The sequence below is a fragment of the Asticcacaulis sp. SL142 genome (assembly GCF_026625745.1).
Lineage (GTDB): Bacteria > Pseudomonadota > Alphaproteobacteria > Caulobacterales > Caulobacteraceae > Asticcacaulis.
The window spans coordinates 2,929,637-2,945,144 of sequence record NZ_CP113061.1 but is presented as its reverse complement, the minus strand read 5'-3'; the positions used below and the strand labels follow the sequence as shown (position 1 = coordinate 2,945,144).

The 15,508-nt window shown below is 56.7% G+C and carries 15 protein-coding genes; 4 read left to right on the top strand and 11 right to left on the bottom strand.

What is annotated here, in order from left to right:
* Nucleotides 1-76 precede the first annotated feature (76 nt).
* The 4 genes from OVA03_RS13390 to OVA03_RS13375 all read right to left on the bottom strand — a co-directional run bounded on the left by OVA03_RS13390 (nucleotide 77) and on the right by OVA03_RS13375 (nucleotide 3,821).
* The gene (locus OVA03_RS13390) at nucleotides 77-1,897 is read right to left on the bottom strand and encodes a ribonucleoside-diphosphate reductase subunit alpha (RefSeq protein WP_420710508.1); all 1,821 of its coding nucleotides are present in this window, start codon (nucleotides 1,895-1,897) and stop codon (nucleotides 77-79) included.
* A gap of 290 nt (nucleotides 1,898-2,187) precedes the next feature.
* Nucleotides 2,188-2,553: an aspartate 1-decarboxylase gene (panD, locus tag OVA03_RS13385; protein WP_267525417.1), complete on the bottom strand. Its 366-nt coding sequence runs from the start codon at nucleotides 2,551-2,553 to the stop codon at nucleotides 2,188-2,190.
* A gap of 70 nt (nucleotides 2,554-2,623) precedes the next feature.
* Nucleotides 2,624-3,172 (bottom strand): DUF924 family protein, encoded by a 549-nt coding sequence (locus tag OVA03_RS13380; protein WP_267525415.1) that lies wholly within the window; start codon nucleotides 3,170-3,172, stop codon nucleotides 2,624-2,626.
* Nucleotides 3,153-3,821: a TetR/AcrR family transcriptional regulator gene (locus OVA03_RS13375; RefSeq protein ID WP_189484483.1), complete on the bottom strand. Its 669-nt coding sequence runs from the start codon at nucleotides 3,819-3,821 to the stop codon at nucleotides 3,153-3,155. Before OVA03_RS13375 ends, OVA03_RS13380 begins: the two co-directional genes overlap by 20 nt.
* Before the next feature lie 323 nt (nucleotides 3,822-4,144).
* On the opposite strand from OVA03_RS13375, the gene OVA03_RS13370 reads away from it, so the two are divergent.
* Nucleotides 4,145-5,218: a glycosyltransferase family 4 protein gene (locus OVA03_RS13370; protein WP_267525412.1), complete on the top strand. Its 1,074-nt coding sequence runs from the start codon at nucleotides 4,145-4,147 to the stop codon at nucleotides 5,216-5,218.
* 70 nt (nucleotides 5,219-5,288) lie between these two features.
* On the opposite strand, the gene OVA03_RS13365 is transcribed toward OVA03_RS13370, so the two are convergent.
* From OVA03_RS13365 to OVA03_RS13340, 6 genes are all read right to left on the bottom strand, one after another.
* Complete coding sequence (locus tag OVA03_RS13365; RefSeq protein WP_267525410.1) at nucleotides 5,289-5,510, bottom strand: hypothetical protein; 222 nt, start codon at nucleotides 5,508-5,510, stop codon at nucleotides 5,289-5,291.
* Between the two features lie 12 nt (nucleotides 5,511-5,522).
* Nucleotides 5,523-6,575, bottom strand: a complete 1,053-nt coding sequence (locus OVA03_RS13360) for a PstS family phosphate ABC transporter substrate-binding protein (RefSeq protein ID WP_267525408.1) — start codon at nucleotides 6,573-6,575, stop codon at nucleotides 5,523-5,525.
* 122 nt (nucleotides 6,576-6,697) lie between these two features.
* Nucleotides 6,698-7,744 (bottom strand): substrate-binding domain-containing protein, encoded by a 1,047-nt coding sequence (locus tag OVA03_RS13355; RefSeq protein ID WP_267525406.1) that lies wholly within the window; start codon nucleotides 7,742-7,744, stop codon nucleotides 6,698-6,700.
* 83 nt (nucleotides 7,745-7,827) lie between these two features.
* A complete protein-coding gene (gene phnE / locus OVA03_RS13350) occupies nucleotides 7,828-8,655 on the bottom strand; it encodes a phosphonate ABC transporter, permease protein PhnE (RefSeq protein WP_267525404.1) in 828 nt (275 codons plus the stop codon).
* Nucleotides 8,656-8,664: 9 nt separating this feature from the next.
* Nucleotides 8,665-9,711: a phosphate/phosphite/phosphonate ABC transporter substrate-binding protein gene (phnD, locus tag OVA03_RS13345; protein ID WP_267525402.1), complete on the bottom strand. Its 1,047-nt coding sequence runs from the start codon at nucleotides 9,709-9,711 to the stop codon at nucleotides 8,665-8,667.
* Entirely contained in the window at nucleotides 9,711-10,532 is an 822-nt protein-coding gene (locus tag OVA03_RS13340) for a phosphonate ABC transporter ATP-binding protein (RefSeq protein ID WP_267525401.1), read from the bottom strand. Before OVA03_RS13340 ends, phnD begins: the two co-directional genes overlap by 1 nt.
* A gap of 401 nt (nucleotides 10,533-10,933) precedes the next feature.
* Here OVA03_RS13340 and OVA03_RS13335 point away from each other — a divergent pair, with 401 nt between their 5' ends.
* The 3 genes from OVA03_RS13335 to OVA03_RS13325 all read left to right on the top strand — a co-directional run bounded on the left by OVA03_RS13335 (nucleotide 10,934) and on the right by OVA03_RS13325 (nucleotide 13,794).
* Nucleotides 10,934-12,202: a type III PLP-dependent enzyme gene (locus tag OVA03_RS13335; protein WP_267525399.1), complete on the top strand. Its 1,269-nt coding sequence runs from the start codon at nucleotides 10,934-10,936 to the stop codon at nucleotides 12,200-12,202.
* A gap of 8 nt (nucleotides 12,203-12,210) precedes the next feature.
* A complete protein-coding gene (locus OVA03_RS13330; RefSeq protein ID WP_267525396.1) occupies nucleotides 12,211-12,531 on the top strand; it encodes a hypothetical protein in 321 nt (106 codons plus the stop codon).
* Between the two features lie 195 nt (nucleotides 12,532-12,726).
* Entirely contained in the window at nucleotides 12,727-13,794 is a 1,068-nt protein-coding gene (locus OVA03_RS13325) for a 1,9-bis(guanidino)-5-aza-nonane synthase (protein WP_267525395.1), read from the top strand.
* Between the two features lie 252 nt (nucleotides 13,795-14,046).
* Here the strand turns inward: OVA03_RS13325 and OVA03_RS13320 are convergent, their stop codons facing one another.
* Nucleotides 14,047-15,492, bottom strand: coding sequence for a hypothetical protein (locus OVA03_RS13320; RefSeq protein WP_267525393.1), 1,446 nt, complete (start codon nucleotides 15,490-15,492; stop codon nucleotides 14,047-14,049).
* Between the last annotated feature and the right edge of the window lie 16 nt (nucleotides 15,493-15,508).

The following is a 15,508-nucleotide window of genomic DNA, read 5'->3' as shown; positions in this document are numbered from 1 at the left end:
AAAAAATCCCCTCGGGACGGCCCTTCGGGGATTCTTGCTTTTTGTTATGTGGTGTGGGGTCTGCGACCCCACGACTTTATTGACACGCTAAACACTCTTCATAGTCAGTCTTGGCGGCATCAATCATCGAAACGCTAGCCGCCTTAGCCTCACCGCCGGCGAACGCCGCCCGTTGCACCGACTTGGAGCGCAGATAATAGAGCGATTTGACACCCTGCTCCCACGCGGTCCAGTGCAGCATGTGCAGATCCCACTTATCGACATCGCCGGGCAGGAAGATGTTGAGCGATTGCGACTGGCAGATTTCAGGCGCGCGGTCAGCCGCCAGCTCAACCACCCAGCGCTGATCGATTTCAAACGCGGTTTTGAAGATGTCTTTCTCATCGGCGCTTAAGGCATCCAGATGTTGAATCGAGCCTTCGTGCTCAACGATCGAATCCCAGATTTCGAGCGTATCAAGACCTTTTTCTGCCAGCAGCGCCTTAAGGTACGGGTTCTTGACCGCAAATGAGCCCGACAGGGTCTTATGGGTATAGATATTGGCCGGGATCGGCTCAATGCCCGCCGAAGTGCCACCGCAGATTATCGAGATCGACGCGGTCGGCGCGATGGCCAGCTTGTGCGAGAAGCGCTCCATGACGCCGCGCTCGGCGGCATCAAGGCAGGGACCGCGCTCTTCGGCCAGTTTGACCGACGCCTTATCGGCTTCGCGGCGCAGGTGCTTGAATAGGCGCAGGTTCCACGACTTGGCCATGGCCGATTCAAACGCAACCCCTTGCGATTGCAGGAAGGAGTGAAAGCCCATCAAGCCCAGACCCACTGAGCGTTCGCGTTGGGCGGAATAGATCGCCGCTTCCATAGAATTGGGTGCCGACTGGATAAAGTCCTCAAGGACGTTGTCGAGGAAGCGCATGATATCCTCAACAAAGCGCGGATGATCGCGCCACTCAAGGAAGGTCTCGGCATTGACCGACGACAGGCAGCACACCGCAGTACGGTCGCGACCAAGATGGTCGGCACCGGTATGCAGCATGATTTCGGCACACAGATTGGATTGACGCACCTTCAGGCCCAGCTCACGCTGGTGCTGCGGCATGGCGCGGTTAACGGTGTCGGCAAAGATCAGATAGGGCTCGCCCGTCTGCATGCGGATTTCGAGAATTTTTTGCCACAGGGCGCGGGCATCGACGAACTTGATGACCTCATTGTTCTTAGGCGAGCGCAGACCAAACGGATTGCCGTCGCGCACCGCTTCCATAAACTCGTCGGTGATCGAAATGCCGTGGTGCAGGTTAAGCGCCTTACGGTTAAAATCGCCTGAGGGCTTACGGATTTCGAGGAATTCTTCGATTTCAGGGTGGTGAATGTCGATATAGACCGCCGCCGAGCCGCGGCGCAGAGAGCCTTGGCTGATCGCAAGTGTCAGCGAATCCATCACGCGGATGAAGGGGATGATACCTGATGTCTGACCGGCGCCCTTGACCTTTTCACCGATGGAGCGCACGCCGCCCCAATAGGTGCCGATGCCGCCGCCGTTCGACGCCAGAGCGACGTTTTCGTTCCAGGTGCCAACAATGCCTTCAAGGCTGTCTGGTACCGAGTTCAGAAAGCACGAGATCGGCAAGCCGCGCGACGCACCGCCGTTCGACAGCACCGGCGTGGCCGGCATGAACCACAATTGCGAAATATAGTCATAGATGCGCTGGGCGTGTTCGGCATCGTCGGCATAGGTGGTGGCCACACGCGCGAACATATCCTGATAGCCTTCGCCCGGCATCAGGTAGCGGTCATCGAGGGTCTTCTTGCCGAAGTCAGTCAATACCGCATCGCGCGACGGATCGGTAACCACCTGTTTTACAAGCTTGAATTCGGCGCGCGCCTTGGGGCGCACATCCATAAAGGATTTCATCATCGGCACGGATTCACGTTTGACGGCATCATTTACGGACATATAACTCACCCAGATAAGCAAAAATCGCTCCAGCCCGGAGCCCACGAAGACCATAGCGTTAACACTATATCTAGTGCCGACCCCAACTGCCCGAACCAAATATGGGGCCTGATGGGCCGTTTCGTCAAACGGTTTTTGGTTAAAAAAGTCCTAACGCGGTGCATAACCCTGTGGGCGCTTGAGCCAGGCCTGACAGGGCTTGGGATCGCCTAAATTCCCCTGTGGCGGGTGTGGCTTTACAGAATCGTCGAGGGCGTTTCCGACAGGTACCGGTCAAGCTTGTTTTCACGGTCAACCAGTACGACTCTGGGGACAATCGGCTCCGAGGTCAATTCGAAACCCATGATGATGATCTGCTCGGATTCGGCGATCAGGTGCGCCGCCGCGCCATTCATGGCGATCCTGCCCGATCCGCGCTCACCCGTAATGACGTAGGTTTCAAGCCGGGCGCCAGAGGTGTTGGACACCACCAATACCTTTTCACCTTCCCACAGGCCCACCGCGTCCATCAGGTCTTCGTCAATGGTGATCGAACCGATATAGGCCAGATTGGCTTCGGTCACATAGGCATTGTGGATTTTGGAACGGAGCAGGAAACGCATGAGAGCCACAGGGTCTGATTAGGAAAGGGGCCGGAAATACCAGCTATGCCCCGTTGAGGCCAGCCGTTTCTCAGCCCGCAAAACCGCCGTCAGCCAGAAACGCCGCTTCTTCCGGCGTCGTTTCGCGCCCCAGCACCGCGTTGCGATGGGGAAAGCGCCCAAACCGGACAATGATATCGCGGTGCTCAATGGCGTAGGCCAGACTGTCCCCGCCCAGAGGCTCATTCAGCCCCACACTGCGTTCCTGATCAGCAAGGTCTTCTGAATGCATAAACGGCAGATAGACAAAACCGCGCAGCAGGGGCTCAATCTCCATATCCTGACCGGCGGCAATGGCTGTGTCCGCGACCGTGCGCGCCAGCGGGTCCGTGGCAAACATATGGGCCGTCCCGCGAAAGGCATTGCGCGGATATTGATCAAGCAGGATCAGCAGCGCCAGTGTACCGTCCGCTGTCTGCGTCCAGCCATCCAACGTGCGCGCCGCCGCTTTCATATGCAGATCGTGGCAAAAGGCCGTAAAGCGGGCATCGAAGTCATCGTTTTTGGCAAACCATGCCTGCGGCCCGGCTTCGCGCCAAAACTCGATGACCTGTGAGGGCTTAATCAACCCAAAGATCATGCACATCGCCCTTACGGTTGAGCATATGCAGGGCGCGCTTAATGACGTTGATCAGGTTCTCAACCCGTTCGGGCTGATCATAGGTCAGGGCCGCACGGTGGAGGCCGTCCAAGGCAAAGCGCGCCAGATCGCGGCTGGCCTGAAAGCGGGCATCGATCCCCGCCGTGATAAAGCCCGGTGTGGCATTGCCCATGGCGCCCTGATCGAAGGCTTCCTGAGCCGGACGAATGGCCTTGGCGACGTCGGCATCCTGACGGGCCGCGCGCTCCAGCGCCAGAAAGGCCGAAAACGGCACGGACGACAGCAGGCGCCAATAGGCATCTACGGCCCCGTCAAGCGCGTCTTGCCCCGGTTTAAGCTTGGCGGCCTCAGCCTCGAACATAGCTTCGCGAGCGGCGTGAATATGCCAGGCCGCCGCCTCAACCAGAGCTTCACGCGTCGGAAAATGATACAGCATCGCCCCGCGCGTCAGGCCGCAGGCTTCGGCGATGGCGGCATTACCAGCGCGGTCATAGCCAAGTTCGGCAAACAGCCGCATTGAGGTGTCGAGAATCTGCAACCGCGTACGACGCGACTTCGGCGTGTCCCGCGGGGTCACATCCTTCGAAGCCGGATCCTTAACGGGCATGTCTTTACGGCGATCGCTCATGGCAGTTCTTTGAAACAACTTTCTTTAGGGCTTGTACCACATTATACCGATGTCGCGGCTAAATTTACATATTGTGCAGTGCAAACCTTGGCTTATCCTTTCTAAATAAGGCATTTGCGCGGTGTGGCAAGCTTGCATTTCAACAAATTCACACGCAACTGCCGCTTTATGCGCATTTTCAGTCTACCCTATGTCGTAAATATGAGAAATAACTCTGACATAGCGGATCATCTTAAGCTATACGACGGGGGACATCGTGATGTTACAAACTGTATCTATCTTCGTCGTCGTGTTCATTTCGGGTGAGAGGGAAGCTTAAAGCCTTGCGTATCTTGCTGGCCACCGATGCATGGGAACCCCAGGTCAACGGGGTCGTGACCACATTGAAGCGCACGCTCGACGAATGTCGCGCTCTGGGTCATGACTTTGAAATCATTCAGTACAATGAGTTCAAAACCGTTTCCTGGCCTGATTACAAAGAAGTCAAGCTGGCGCTCGGCTGCTACGAAGAGGTGCGCGAGCGCATCCTGATGTACGCCCCCGATGCCGTTCATATCGCCACCGAAGGCCCGGTAGGGCTGGCCGCGCGCCGGGTGTGCGTGGAGTGGGGCCTGCCGTTTACCACCAGCTATCACACCAAATTCCCGGAATATGTCTCCGCCCGCCTGCCGCTGCCGCTAAGCGTTGGCTATGCCTATATGCGCTGGTTCCATAAGCCGTCAGGCCGGGTCATGGTGGCGACACCGACCCTGCAAAAGGATCTTGAAGCCCACGGCATCAAAAACGTCTCCCCGTGGACGCGCGGTGTCGATACCGTCATGTTCCGTCCTGACCTTGAGCCCATCTATGGTGATCTGCCCCGGCCGATCATGGCCTATGTCGGGCGTGTGGCGGTCGAAAAGAATATCGAAGCCTTTTTGTCGCTGGATGTCCCCGGCACCAAGGTGATTGTCGGCGGCGGCCCGCAGCTTGAAGAACTTAAGGTCAAATATCCCAAGACCGTCTTTACCGGCCCGCGTTTCGGTGACGAACTGGCGCGATCCTATGCCGATGCCGATGTCTTTGTGTTCCCTTCTCTGACCGACACCTTTGGGCTGGTGATCCTTGAGGCTATGGCGACCGGCACGCCGGTGGCGGCCTTCCCGGCCCATGGACCGATCGACATCATTCCGGGCTCAAATGCCGGTGTCATTAATGATGACCTGAAAATCGCCATCGAAGAGGCGTTAACGCTCGACCCGAAAAACGTGCGCGCCTATGCCGAGAAGTTTTCGTGGAGGGCCTGCGCCGAAGAGTTTGTGCGCAATCTCCAGCCCCTGCCCCAGCCGGAAAAAGCCCGCATCTGGACACGGCTTAAGGCGCTCAATCCGATCCGCAAACGACGGAAGACGGCTTAATTTTGTGCGATTTAACAACGTTATGAAATTTTTTGCTTGAATTTCGATGAGGCGATGAGCCTTTCAAAATTCACGTCGACGTTTGATTAAATTTTTCTACCAAGGACTGAATTTGATCAGCTGTATACATTTCTCCAAAGCCAAATATCATTCCATCATCAATTGGCTTTAAGTATGTAGTAATGCCGCATTTTTCAGTTAGATAGTCATCAAATTGGTCTGCGGTTTCAGTATTTTTCACTGAAAGCTCCGCTCCATGTTTGGTCATTACTATTGTAAATTCTACTTCCATGAATAACACCTGCTAATGGCTCTCAGGCGCGCTCATCACCACCTGCATGCGGGCAGCCTGCTTGACCTTATCATGCAGGCTGTCATCGAGCGCGATCAGCCCGCGCCCCTTGAGGTAGCCGGCCTTACTGGCGGCGGCATCTGACACGAACTCGTTCATGTAGCCTTCAAGGCCCGGCACGAACTTTAAGTGCGCCTTCTTGACGTAGATGAACAAAGACCTGGCCAGCGGGTAACGCCCTGAGGCAATGTCCTGCGGGGTGGGCATCACACCGTCAACCTTGGCGACCTTCACCTTGTCTTTGTTTTCCTCATAGAAGGAATAGCCGAATACACCGAGCGAATCCGGCGTTTTGGTCAGCACGCTTAAGGTCGCATTGTCGTTTTCACCGGCATTGACGTAGCGGCCATCTTCGCGGATCGAGCCGGTCAGTTGCTTAAAACGCTTTTCATTGCGGCCCTTAATGTCCTTGAGCAGCGGATAGGCTGCCCCGCCGCTTTCCATGCCCAGTTCCACAAAGGCATCGCGCGTACCCGATGTTGACGGCGGGCCGTACACCAGTATCTTGCGATCCGGCAGACCCGCCGAAATCTGGCTCCAGCGCACATAGGGGTTGGGATCGAACGCGCCGTAGCGCAGCACATCCTTCGACAGGGCCAGATAAAGCATATCCAGCCGGAAATCGTAGTCAGGGTTTTGCTTATTCATGGCAATGACCACGCCGTCATAACCAATCTGAAGCTCTATAATTTCCCCCACGCCGTTCTTTTGGCACATCTCGTACTCGGACGGCTTCATGGGCCGAGACGCATTGGCAACGTCCGGGGTATGGCCGCCCAAGCCTGAGCAGAACAGCTTGATGCCGCCGCCGGTGCCGAGCGATTCGATCTTGGGGGCCTTGGTGCCGTATTTGCGCATGTAATATTCAGCCACGCGCGTGGCGAACGGAAACACGGTCGATGACCCCGCCGCCCACACATAGTCACGCTGCATCTGCGCTGAGGCTGAAACCGGCGACATAGCGACCAGAGCGGCAGCGCAGAGAGACAAAAGCGGCTTATACATAGGGCAGCGATTCCGTGAGTGAGGCCGCTTCATATGACAGTTTCGTGACAAAAACCAGCCACAGAAAAAAGCCGCCCCCACCACACGGCAGGGACGGCTTTAATTATAAGCTCAAGTCGCGCTCACGACTTAGGACGCGCCATTGGCTTCAAAGTCTTGATGCCACCCTTGATGGCCGCATGTTCGGCGGCCGGCAGCGGGATCAGACCACGCTGTTGCAGGTAACCGCCCTTACCCGTCGCCGCATCCGAAACATATTCGTTGATGAAGGCATCAAGGCCCGGCGTCACGCCGATATGGGCCTTTTTGACGTAGATATAGAGCGAACGCGACACCGGATATTTGCCGGTGGCGATGGTTTCCGGGGTCGGGGCCACACCGTTGATGGTGGCCACCTTCACCTTATCCATATTTTCTTCGTAGAAGGAGTAACCGAACACGCCCAGAGCGCCCGGCGTCTTGGTCAGGGTGCCAATGATGGCGTTATCGTTTTCACCGGAATCGACCCACACGCCATCTTCGCGAATGGCCGAACCCATTTCCTTGAACTTCTTCTCGTCCGAAGCCTTGAGCGCCTTCAGCGCCGGGAACTTGGCGGCACCGGCTTCGAGCGCCAGTTCGTTCCAGGAATCGCGCGTACCGGAGGTGGTGGGCGGCCCGTACATCAGTATCTTGCTTTTGGGCAGGTTCGGATTGATCTGATGCCAGCCCTTATAAGGGTTCTTCACATACTGACCGTAGCGCAGCACATCCTTGGACAGGGCCAGATAGAAATCGACATCGCGGAAAGCATAGTCCTTGCCCGTCTTGGCGGTGGCGATAACGATGCCGTCGTAACCGATCTTGATTTCCAGAATATCGTTGACGCCCTTGGCCTTACAGGCGTCGAATTCCGACTTTTTCATCGGGCGTGAGGCGTTGGCGATGTCCGGCGTGCCTGCGCCAATACCGGCGCAAAAGGCCTTGAAACCGCCACCGGTACCCAAAGATTCAACCTTCGGGGCCTTGGCGCCGCTCTTGCGGCCATAGTTTTCAGCGACGCGGGTGGTGAACGGGAACACAGTCGATGAGCCAGCGGCCCAGACGTAATCGCGCGAGGCCTGCGCAGAGGCGGAACCGGCGACGGCAAAGGCGGCCAAAGCGGCAGCGGCCAAAATGATCTTTTTCATGGAAGTCTCCTGATGAAACGGGTTCTACCCTTGTAATATGACGTTAGAATGAAAGCTTACCGTACCCCTGGCTGACAATTGAGTCACAAAAGACGCTTTCGGATCGCCTGCGAGAGGAAATCGATGGCGGTAACGGCCACAACGATCACAATCGCAATGGCTGAGGTGCGCGCATAATCAAAGCTGTTCAGATTATCGAACAGCACCTGCCCGATGCCGCCCGCCCCGATCAGGCCGAGCACCGTGGCTGAACGGGCGCTCGATTCAAAGCGGTACAGCGCAAACGAGGTCCATAGGGGTGCGACCTGCGGGAACACCCCCCAGACGATTTCATGCAGGCGATTGCCGCCGGTGGCGCGCACGCCCTCGACCGGAGCCTTATCAATCGCTTCGACCGCTTCGGAAAACAGCTTGGCCAAAACCCCGGCATTGTGCAACGATAACGCCAAAACACCCGCCAAAGCGCCAGGCCCAACTGCTACGAGAAATAATGTAGCCAAAACCAGTTCATTGACCGAGCGCAAGATATCCATCAGGCGACGGGCGATCTGCACGATCCACTGCGGGGCTATGTTTGAGGCACATAACAAACTAAACGGTACAGCCATAATGACGGAAGCCACCGTTCCCCAGATGGCAATCTGGATCGTCAACCACATCTTATCGACATAGTTGCGCCAGTCCGAGAAGTCGGGATGCATGTACTCTTTTAAAAGAGTCTGGGTGTTGGCAGAATTGGTAAATAGCTTAGGGAGATTATCCATCTCCACAGCCTTGAAACTAATTGCAAGCACAAATATCAGCACGGCCCAGCCGCCATATGTAATCAGGCGCGACGAAAACGAGGTTTGCGGCGGGGCCAAGGTGGCCATATTCAGGGAGGCTTGGTCAGACGCAGGCGTTTTGGACATTAGGCTCTCTTATTGAACCGACGCGGACGCATCCGCCTTAGCCTGAACCGGCGGCGCTTTTTTGATATAGGCAGCCTCTTCGACCTTGATAGCATCGTATGCGGCCTGAGCCTTGTCTATCGCCGCCGCATCCCCGGCATTTTTGGCCTGCTGCAAGGCCTGGGTAGCCTCCATCAAACGTACCGGAATAAAATGGTTATTGTCGTCCGGCTTAAAATTACCGAAATACAGTTTCCGCAATACCGCCCGTTGACGATCGGCCTCGGCACCTTCGCCCGTACCATAGGTGAGGAAAAACGAGCGCAGCTTTTCCTTGGCGGCGGGATCAAGATCCTTACGGTAGATCAGCACATCATTGGGCAGAACCGGCGAATTCCAGATCACCTTGATCTTATTGAACTTTTCCGGATTGGTTTCTTCCAGTTCCCACAAGGCGGTCGAATTATTGGTCGCCGCATCGATAACACCAGCGGCCACCGCTTCGATATTGGCCTGGTGGGAAGCGGAGCGGACATTCTTAAAGCAGGTATTGGGCTCCTTGCCCGCGGGCAGGAAGAAATAGGTCAGCGGTGCCAGCGTACCCGACGTTGACTTCACATCGCCCATGCCAAAATCGAGCGTCTTATCGCATGTCAGCAACTGATCCGCCGTCAGCGTCGATTTGGCGGGGACAATGATAACCGAAGTATAGCCTTCGACCCCGTCCGGATAGGTCGAGTGAGCAAAGACCTCGCCTTCGGCCCGGCGGATGGCCTCAAGCCCGGCGGCATTGGAGAACCAGCCCGCCTGCACCTGATTAAAGCGCATCCCCTCGATCAGGGTGGTGTAGTTCGACGAATAGAACGGACGGATATTCAGGCCGGTTTCCTTACGCATATCCTCAAACAGCGGCGTCCACAGCTTCTCAAGGTCCTGCGCCTTTTCGACCGACAGCACCGAGAACGCAATTTCAGGATTAGTGGTCGTCTCCTCGGGTTTGGAGCAGGCCGACAGCCCCACAGCACCCGCCCCCATCAGGGCGATCAGGGCCCCCACAATCTGTTTGCGACGGATCATCACGACACAGTTCCTTCCCAATAGGCGTCCTCAATCTCGGCGCCGTAGATTTCCTTAAGTTTATCTCCGCTCAGGCCCCCGGCAGGGCCATCATAGACGATAACCCCATCCTTCAGCGCCAGTATCCGGTCACAATAGCGTTTGGCATAGTCAACCTGGTGCAGGGTGACGATCACGCCGACTTTGTCCTCAGTATTGACCTTGACCAGCAGTTCCATGACCTTGCGCGCGGTCACGGGATCAAGCGAGGCCACCGGCTCATCAGCCAGAATGACCTTGGCGTCCTGAACGATGGCACGCGCAATAGCGCCGCGCTGCTGCTGACCGCCGGATAAGGTATTGGCGCGTTGATTGGCTTTTGAGGCCACCCCGACATGATCCAGAGCGCGCATTACCGCCATTTTCTCATCCCTGGACCACAGGCCGAAAAAGCCGCGCAGGCCACCCATCTTACCCAGATGGCCGAGGGCAGCATTGGTAAATAGCGACAGCCGCCCGACCAGATTGAACTGTTGCGCGATCATCCCCAGATTCATGCGCGCCTGACGGACATTCGCAGCCAGACGGCCTTTTGACTGAATGGCCTGCCCCATGACCCTGATCTCACCGCTGGATGCATCATCAATCAGCAGACCACCGATCGAGCGCAAAAGCGTTGATTTGCCTGAGCCCGACGGCCCGATCAGGGCAATGCGCTCAGGCTTATCCATGGTGAAGGAGACATTGTTGAGGGCCTTAAGCGTTCCGCGCGGTTTGGCACCGTCGGCCTTGATCGTATAGGTTTTGGAGACAGCGCTCACCTCGACCAGCGGCTGCGGCATATTTATACCCCCAAATTCCACGCAAAACCACGCTGTCGTTCACTGTACAGCGTCACCAAATGATTAACGTCCCTACCCTTGCCCAAGTTTTGTACTTTTGGCAACCACTTCGGTATATCAGCCCGCCAAAAGCGTCACCGCGCTACATCGAAAACTTGGGCCAAAACCTGCGAACTTTCAAAAGCGGATCATAGGGTTAATTGAATAACATCGTTATATGAAACTTCACATTTCAGCCCTTTACACCGGGGCCTATATCTATATATTCCGCGCTTCCGGCGGACCCCGAAACATGCGGTCTCATGTGGGTCCAGATACGTTGATAAGGTATCTGGCATGAGACTAGAGAAACACTCTGCTAACGTCGGTCTGGGTTTAAACTTTATCTTGGGTGTCTGTGGATGGAAATCTTCCCTACGGCCCTGGACCTGGTCCGCAAGCAGTCTCCGGAACGTCCCGTCGCTATGGTGCGACGTGCTGCTGTTTCCGTCGCGGCCCAATGGTTTCAGGCAAATTTTAAAGGCGATGTCTTTTATGCCGTTAAGGCAAATCCGTCAGCGTGGGTGATTGAAACCCTGCACGATGCGGGGATTTCGTCGTTCGATGTGGCCTCACTCGGCGAAGTCGAACTGGTGCGCTCCATTGCCCCCGAAGCGCGCCTCGCCTTCATGCACCCGGTCAAGAGCCGAACAGCCATCACCCGTGCCTATTTTGACTATGGCGTGCGCACCTTCAGCCTCGATACCCATGATGAGCTGCGCAAGATTCTGGACGCCACCGGCAATGCCAAGGATCTGAACCTGATCGTGCGTCTGGCGACCTCCGGCGAAGGCTCGAACCTGCCGCTGACCAATAAGTTTGGCGCTCAGGCGCACGAAGCCCCAGCCCTGCTGCTGGCCACCCGTCAGGCGACACAAGACCTGATGGGCATTTCGTTCCATGTCGGTTCGCAATGTATGCGCCCGACCGCCTATGCGGCGGCGATGTCTGCCGCCTCGCGCTCACTGGTGCGGGCAGGTGTGTTTGCCGATATCGTCGATGTCGGTGGCGGCTTCCCGTCGGTTTACCCCGGCATGGTGCCCCCGGCTCTGGCTGAATATATGGATGTCATCGACCGCGCCTTTGAGGACATGAAGGTGCACGAAACTACTGAGCTGTGGGCCGAACCCGGTCGTTCGCTGGTGGCAGAATCAACTTCGGTGCTGACCCGCGTTGAACTGCGCAAGGGCGATGCCCTGTACCTCAATGACGGTTCCTACGGCACCTTGTTTGACGCCACCCACGCCAAATGGCCGTTCCCGGTCAAACTGGTGCGTGCCGATGGCACTGACGCTGAGGGTGAACTGCGCCCGTTCCGTTTCTATGGCCCGACCTGTGACTCCATCGACCACATGCCGGGGCCGTTCTGGCTGCCGGCCGATGTGCGCGAAGGCGACTATATCGAAATAGGTATGCTGGGCGCTTACGGCGTGGCTATGGCGACCGGCTTTAATGGCTATGGCCAGACCGATACCGTGTTCATGGACGATGCGCCGATGGCGTCGCTGTTTGGCCTTGGCCCGCGCCATATCTCGACTCCCCGCAGCGCCTATGACACCTATGAAGACAATAAGGTCGTGCGCCTGAACCGCCCCAAGGGCGGCAAACGCGGCAAGAAGCGGAGTAAGTAGGCTAAGCGATGAAACCGCTGCATACGTACATTGTATTTGGCGTAAAATCCTTATTTAAGGTTTTTTTCTACCTATGGCTTTCTATAGGCGGAGTTATAACACTTTTCGCTTTGCTTCGTTACGTTCAGCATGGATTCCAGCCTGATGACTTTTTAGGCATCCTTAGCTGCCTTGCCGTTCTTGGTATAGGTGCAATAAACTTCTTTGCCCTGTCTTGGTTTTTTAAAAACTTTTTCAACCCCTCACGTAGAACAGTCGCTACAGAAGAAGACATAGAACACGCCACACAGGTCATGTACGGCCCAATGAAGGACGATCCTAAAACGTAATGAAACCTTGATTTGCCAATGCGGCCCCTTTGCTCTATAGGGGCCGCAGTTTTTGAATTTGCCTCCCCATCGCGCCGTCTGGGGGATTACGGGCACTCCCTCTCCGCAAGGGGAAGGGGGCGCATGGGGGAAACTGATTTCACCCATGATGTAATGACGGGCGTCCACCTTAATCTCCTCTCAAAGGACCAAGAGATGAACGCTGATACCCCCCAAGAAAACAAAAGAATGGCAAACACCAAAGCCGCCCTGCTCGCTGAAACGGTTGAGCACGTCGATATGACCGCGTTCGACGCGCGCCCGATTATTGATGCCATGCGCAAGATGTCGTTTTCGTCGCGCGATACTGCCCGCGCCGCCGATATCTTCAACATGGCCCTCGAAGACAAGGCCTGCTCGCCCTGGCTGATCCTGGCCGGTTCGACCTCGGCTGGCGGCTGCATGCACGTCTACCGCGACATGGTGAAGTTCGGCATGATCGACGCGGTTGTGGCCACGGGCGCCTCGATCGTCGACATGGACTTCTTTGAGGCCCTCGGCTTCAAGCACTATCAGGCCGCCGGTCAGGTGGACGACAATGTCCTGCGCGACAACTATATCGACCGCATCTACGACACCTATATCGACGAAGAAGAGCTTCAGGCCTGCGATCACACGATTCTGGAAATCTGCAATCGCCTTGAGCCGCGCGGCTATTCCTCGCGTGAGTTCATCTGGGAAATGGGCAAGTGGCTGTCGGAAGGCAATGCCAAAAAGCCCGGCTCACTGATCCAGACCGCCTACGAGAACAATGTGCCGATCTTCTGCCCGGCCTTTGTCGACTCATCCGCCGGTTTCGGTCTGGTAAAGCACCAGAAAGAGCGCATCGCCGCCAAGCGGCCTTACCTGATGATCGACGCGGTCGCCGACTTCCGCGAACTGACCGACATCAAGATCGCCGCGGGCACCACCGGCCTGTTCATGGTTGGCGGCGGCGTGCCGAAGAACTTTGCTCAGGACACCGTCGTCTGCGCCGAAATCCTCGGCGTCGAAGCTGATATGCACAAATATGCGGTGCAGATCACGGTCGCTGACGTGCGTGACGGCGCTTGCTCGTCCTCGACGCTCAAGGAAGCCGCTTCATGGGGTAAGGTCGACACCACCTTTGAACAAATGGTCTTCGCAGAAGCGACAACGGTCGTGCCGCTGATCGCCTCGGACGCCTATCACCGCGGCGCCTGGAAGACCCGCGAAGCCCGCAACTGGGCCAAGCTGTTCTTATAAAAATGTCATAAAAAATGAGGATTAACTCATTTTACCTCTTTCCTTTTTGGGATTAGGACTTATGTAACATCCATCGGCTATGATGTTTCGCAACGGCGAAATCTTCATCGCCCCTAAGTCAGTCGCCGGAATCATCCCCCCCCCCTCGAAACCGGCGACATGCGCGGCCGTCCTTGCCCCCCAAGGACGGCCGTTTCTATTTGCGGCGAGGCGCCGCTGCCATAACTTGGAGTGGGCGGATAAGTTAGCGCCTCACTCCACTTTTAAAATCACTAAACCATTAGGATGCCGTTCGACCACCAACGCCACCCGCTCACGGTTGGTCAGGTTCAGGCGTTCCAGTAACAAAGGCTCATCGGTCGTTTCGCTAATAAAGCCGTTATGCTCAACCCAGGCCACGATCCGGCAATTGATATCAGAGACATCGGCCACCTGATCTGAGCCCACCACCTTAAGGTCGGTGCCACGCAGCAGGTATTCGTAGGTAAACGGAAAAATCGGCTGCACCTTGGCGTCAGGGTAGGTCACGCCGCGCAACGTTTTTGAGGGACAGGCCTGCGCATTGGCCCGCACGACCTCAGCCCCGCGCCAGACGGGCTTGGCCGTCAGTTCCGACCACGACACCGGCAGGCTCATCACCACAGGGATCAGCACAAGTATGGCCCCCGCCCCTTTACGCAACTGCGACGGCTCCGAGCGCCAGACCTCACACACCGCCATTGCCAGCAGCATCATCAGCGCCGGAAACCCGGCCGCAAAATAACGATAATGCAGGATCGGCACCTTGGCCGAAATCAAGAACGGCCCGATCAGAAAGATCAGCGCCACCACCGTCACCATCAACCCGGACCGGCGAAACACGGGCGAACTTAAGGCCACGATTAGCGCCATCGTCCAGATGATCACCACCCAGACCGGCCCGATAAATACCCGCACAATCCCGTCGATCGTGCTTTTGATATGCTCCGGCGCAAAGCTGATCCAGCCGATATTGCGCAGGTTTCCGCCTTCCTGATGACTGACACCCGCAAACCAGATCAGGAACGGCACACTGCACGCCGCCCCAAGGATCAGGCCCGCCCGCCAGACCTCCGTCCGCCGAGACACCACACCTTCAATCACCAGTGCCGCCGCCAAGGCCCCCGCAAACAGTGCGCCGTAAACATGGCTTAAGCCCGCCGCCGCGCCGAGCGTTGCCAGCACCATAACTGGCCCGCGTCGCTGCGTCCTAAACCGCATGACCAGTACGGCAAGCACCGCACAAAGTCCTATCGCCAGCATATAGGCACGCACCTCCTGCACATAGATGAGCGCAGCACTATTCAGCAAAAACAGGCTCGCCAGCCCATAGCCCAAAAGCGCCCGACCATCACGGCGCATAGTCATGACAATCGCGGCTACCGCGGCCACAACCACCGCAACATTCAGGATCAAACCCGCCAGACGCGCATCCGGAATGATCTGTCTCAGGCCATACAGCAGCCAAAAATGCAGAGGCGGATTGGTCTCATAGCGCAGGCGGTCAAACTGAAGCTGCCACGGGCTGATCGCCGGATCAGTTGCCCAGACCGTGAACAGCTCATCGGTCCACAGTCCGCCACGGCGGGCATTGACCACGAACAAAACACAAAAAACGGTTCCGGCCAGAACACACAGCCCCAGCCAAAACCGCTCATCATTTATGCTTTTGCCATCCATGCCCTGAGCATTTCTC

What these genes read in the sequence shown, in the direction of transcription:
- OVA03_RS13380 (WP_267525415.1), bottom strand. Translation starts at nt 3,172, where the DNA reads ATGATCTTTGGGTTGATTAAGCCCTCACAGGTCATCGAGTTTTGGCGC.
- panD (WP_267525417.1), bottom strand. Translation starts at nt 2,553, where the DNA reads ATGCGTTTCCTGCTCCGTTCCAAAATCCACAATGCCTATGTGACCGAA.
- OVA03_RS13340 (WP_267525401.1), bottom strand. Translation starts at nt 10,532, where the DNA reads ATGCCGCAGCCGCTGGTCGAGGTGAGCGCTGTCTCCAAAACCTATACG.
- OVA03_RS13355 (WP_267525406.1), bottom strand. Translation starts at nt 7,744, where the DNA reads ATGAAAAAGATCATTTTGGCCGCTGCCGCTTTGGCCGCCTTTGCCGTC.
- OVA03_RS13390 (WP_420710508.1), bottom strand. Translation starts at nt 1,897, where the DNA reads ATGGATGTGCGCCCCAAGGCGCGCGCCGAATTCAAGCTTGTAAAACAG.
- OVA03_RS13365 (WP_267525410.1), bottom strand. Translation starts at nt 5,510, where the DNA reads ATGGAAGTAGAATTTACAATAGTAATGACCAAACATGGAGCGGAGCTT.
- OVA03_RS13375 (WP_189484483.1), bottom strand. Translation starts at nt 3,821, where the DNA reads ATGAGCGATCGCCGTAAAGACATGCCCGTTAAGGATCCGGCTTCGAAG.
- OVA03_RS13330 (WP_267525396.1), top strand. Translation starts at nt 12,211, where the DNA reads ATGAAACCGCTGCATACGTACATTGTATTTGGCGTAAAATCCTTATTT.
- phnE (WP_267525404.1), bottom strand. Translation starts at nt 8,655, where the DNA reads ATGTCCAAAACGCCTGCGTCTGACCAAGCCTCCCTGAATATGGCCACC.
- OVA03_RS13335 (WP_267525399.1), top strand. Translation starts at nt 10,934, where the DNA reads ATGGAAATCTTCCCTACGGCCCTGGACCTGGTCCGCAAGCAGTCTCCG.
- phnD (WP_267525402.1), bottom strand. Translation starts at nt 9,711, where the DNA reads ATGATCCGTCGCAAACAGATTGTGGGGGCCCTGATCGCCCTGATGGGG.
- OVA03_RS13325 (WP_267525395.1), top strand. Translation starts at nt 12,727, where the DNA reads ATGAACGCTGATACCCCCCAAGAAAACAAAAGAATGGCAAACACCAAA.
- OVA03_RS13320 (WP_267525393.1), bottom strand. Translation starts at nt 15,492, where the DNA reads ATGGATGGCAAAAGCATAAATGATGAGCGGTTTTGGCTGGGGCTGTGT.
- OVA03_RS13360 (WP_267525408.1), bottom strand. Translation starts at nt 6,575, where the DNA reads ATGTATAAGCCGCTTTTGTCTCTCTGCGCTGCCGCTCTGGTCGCTATG.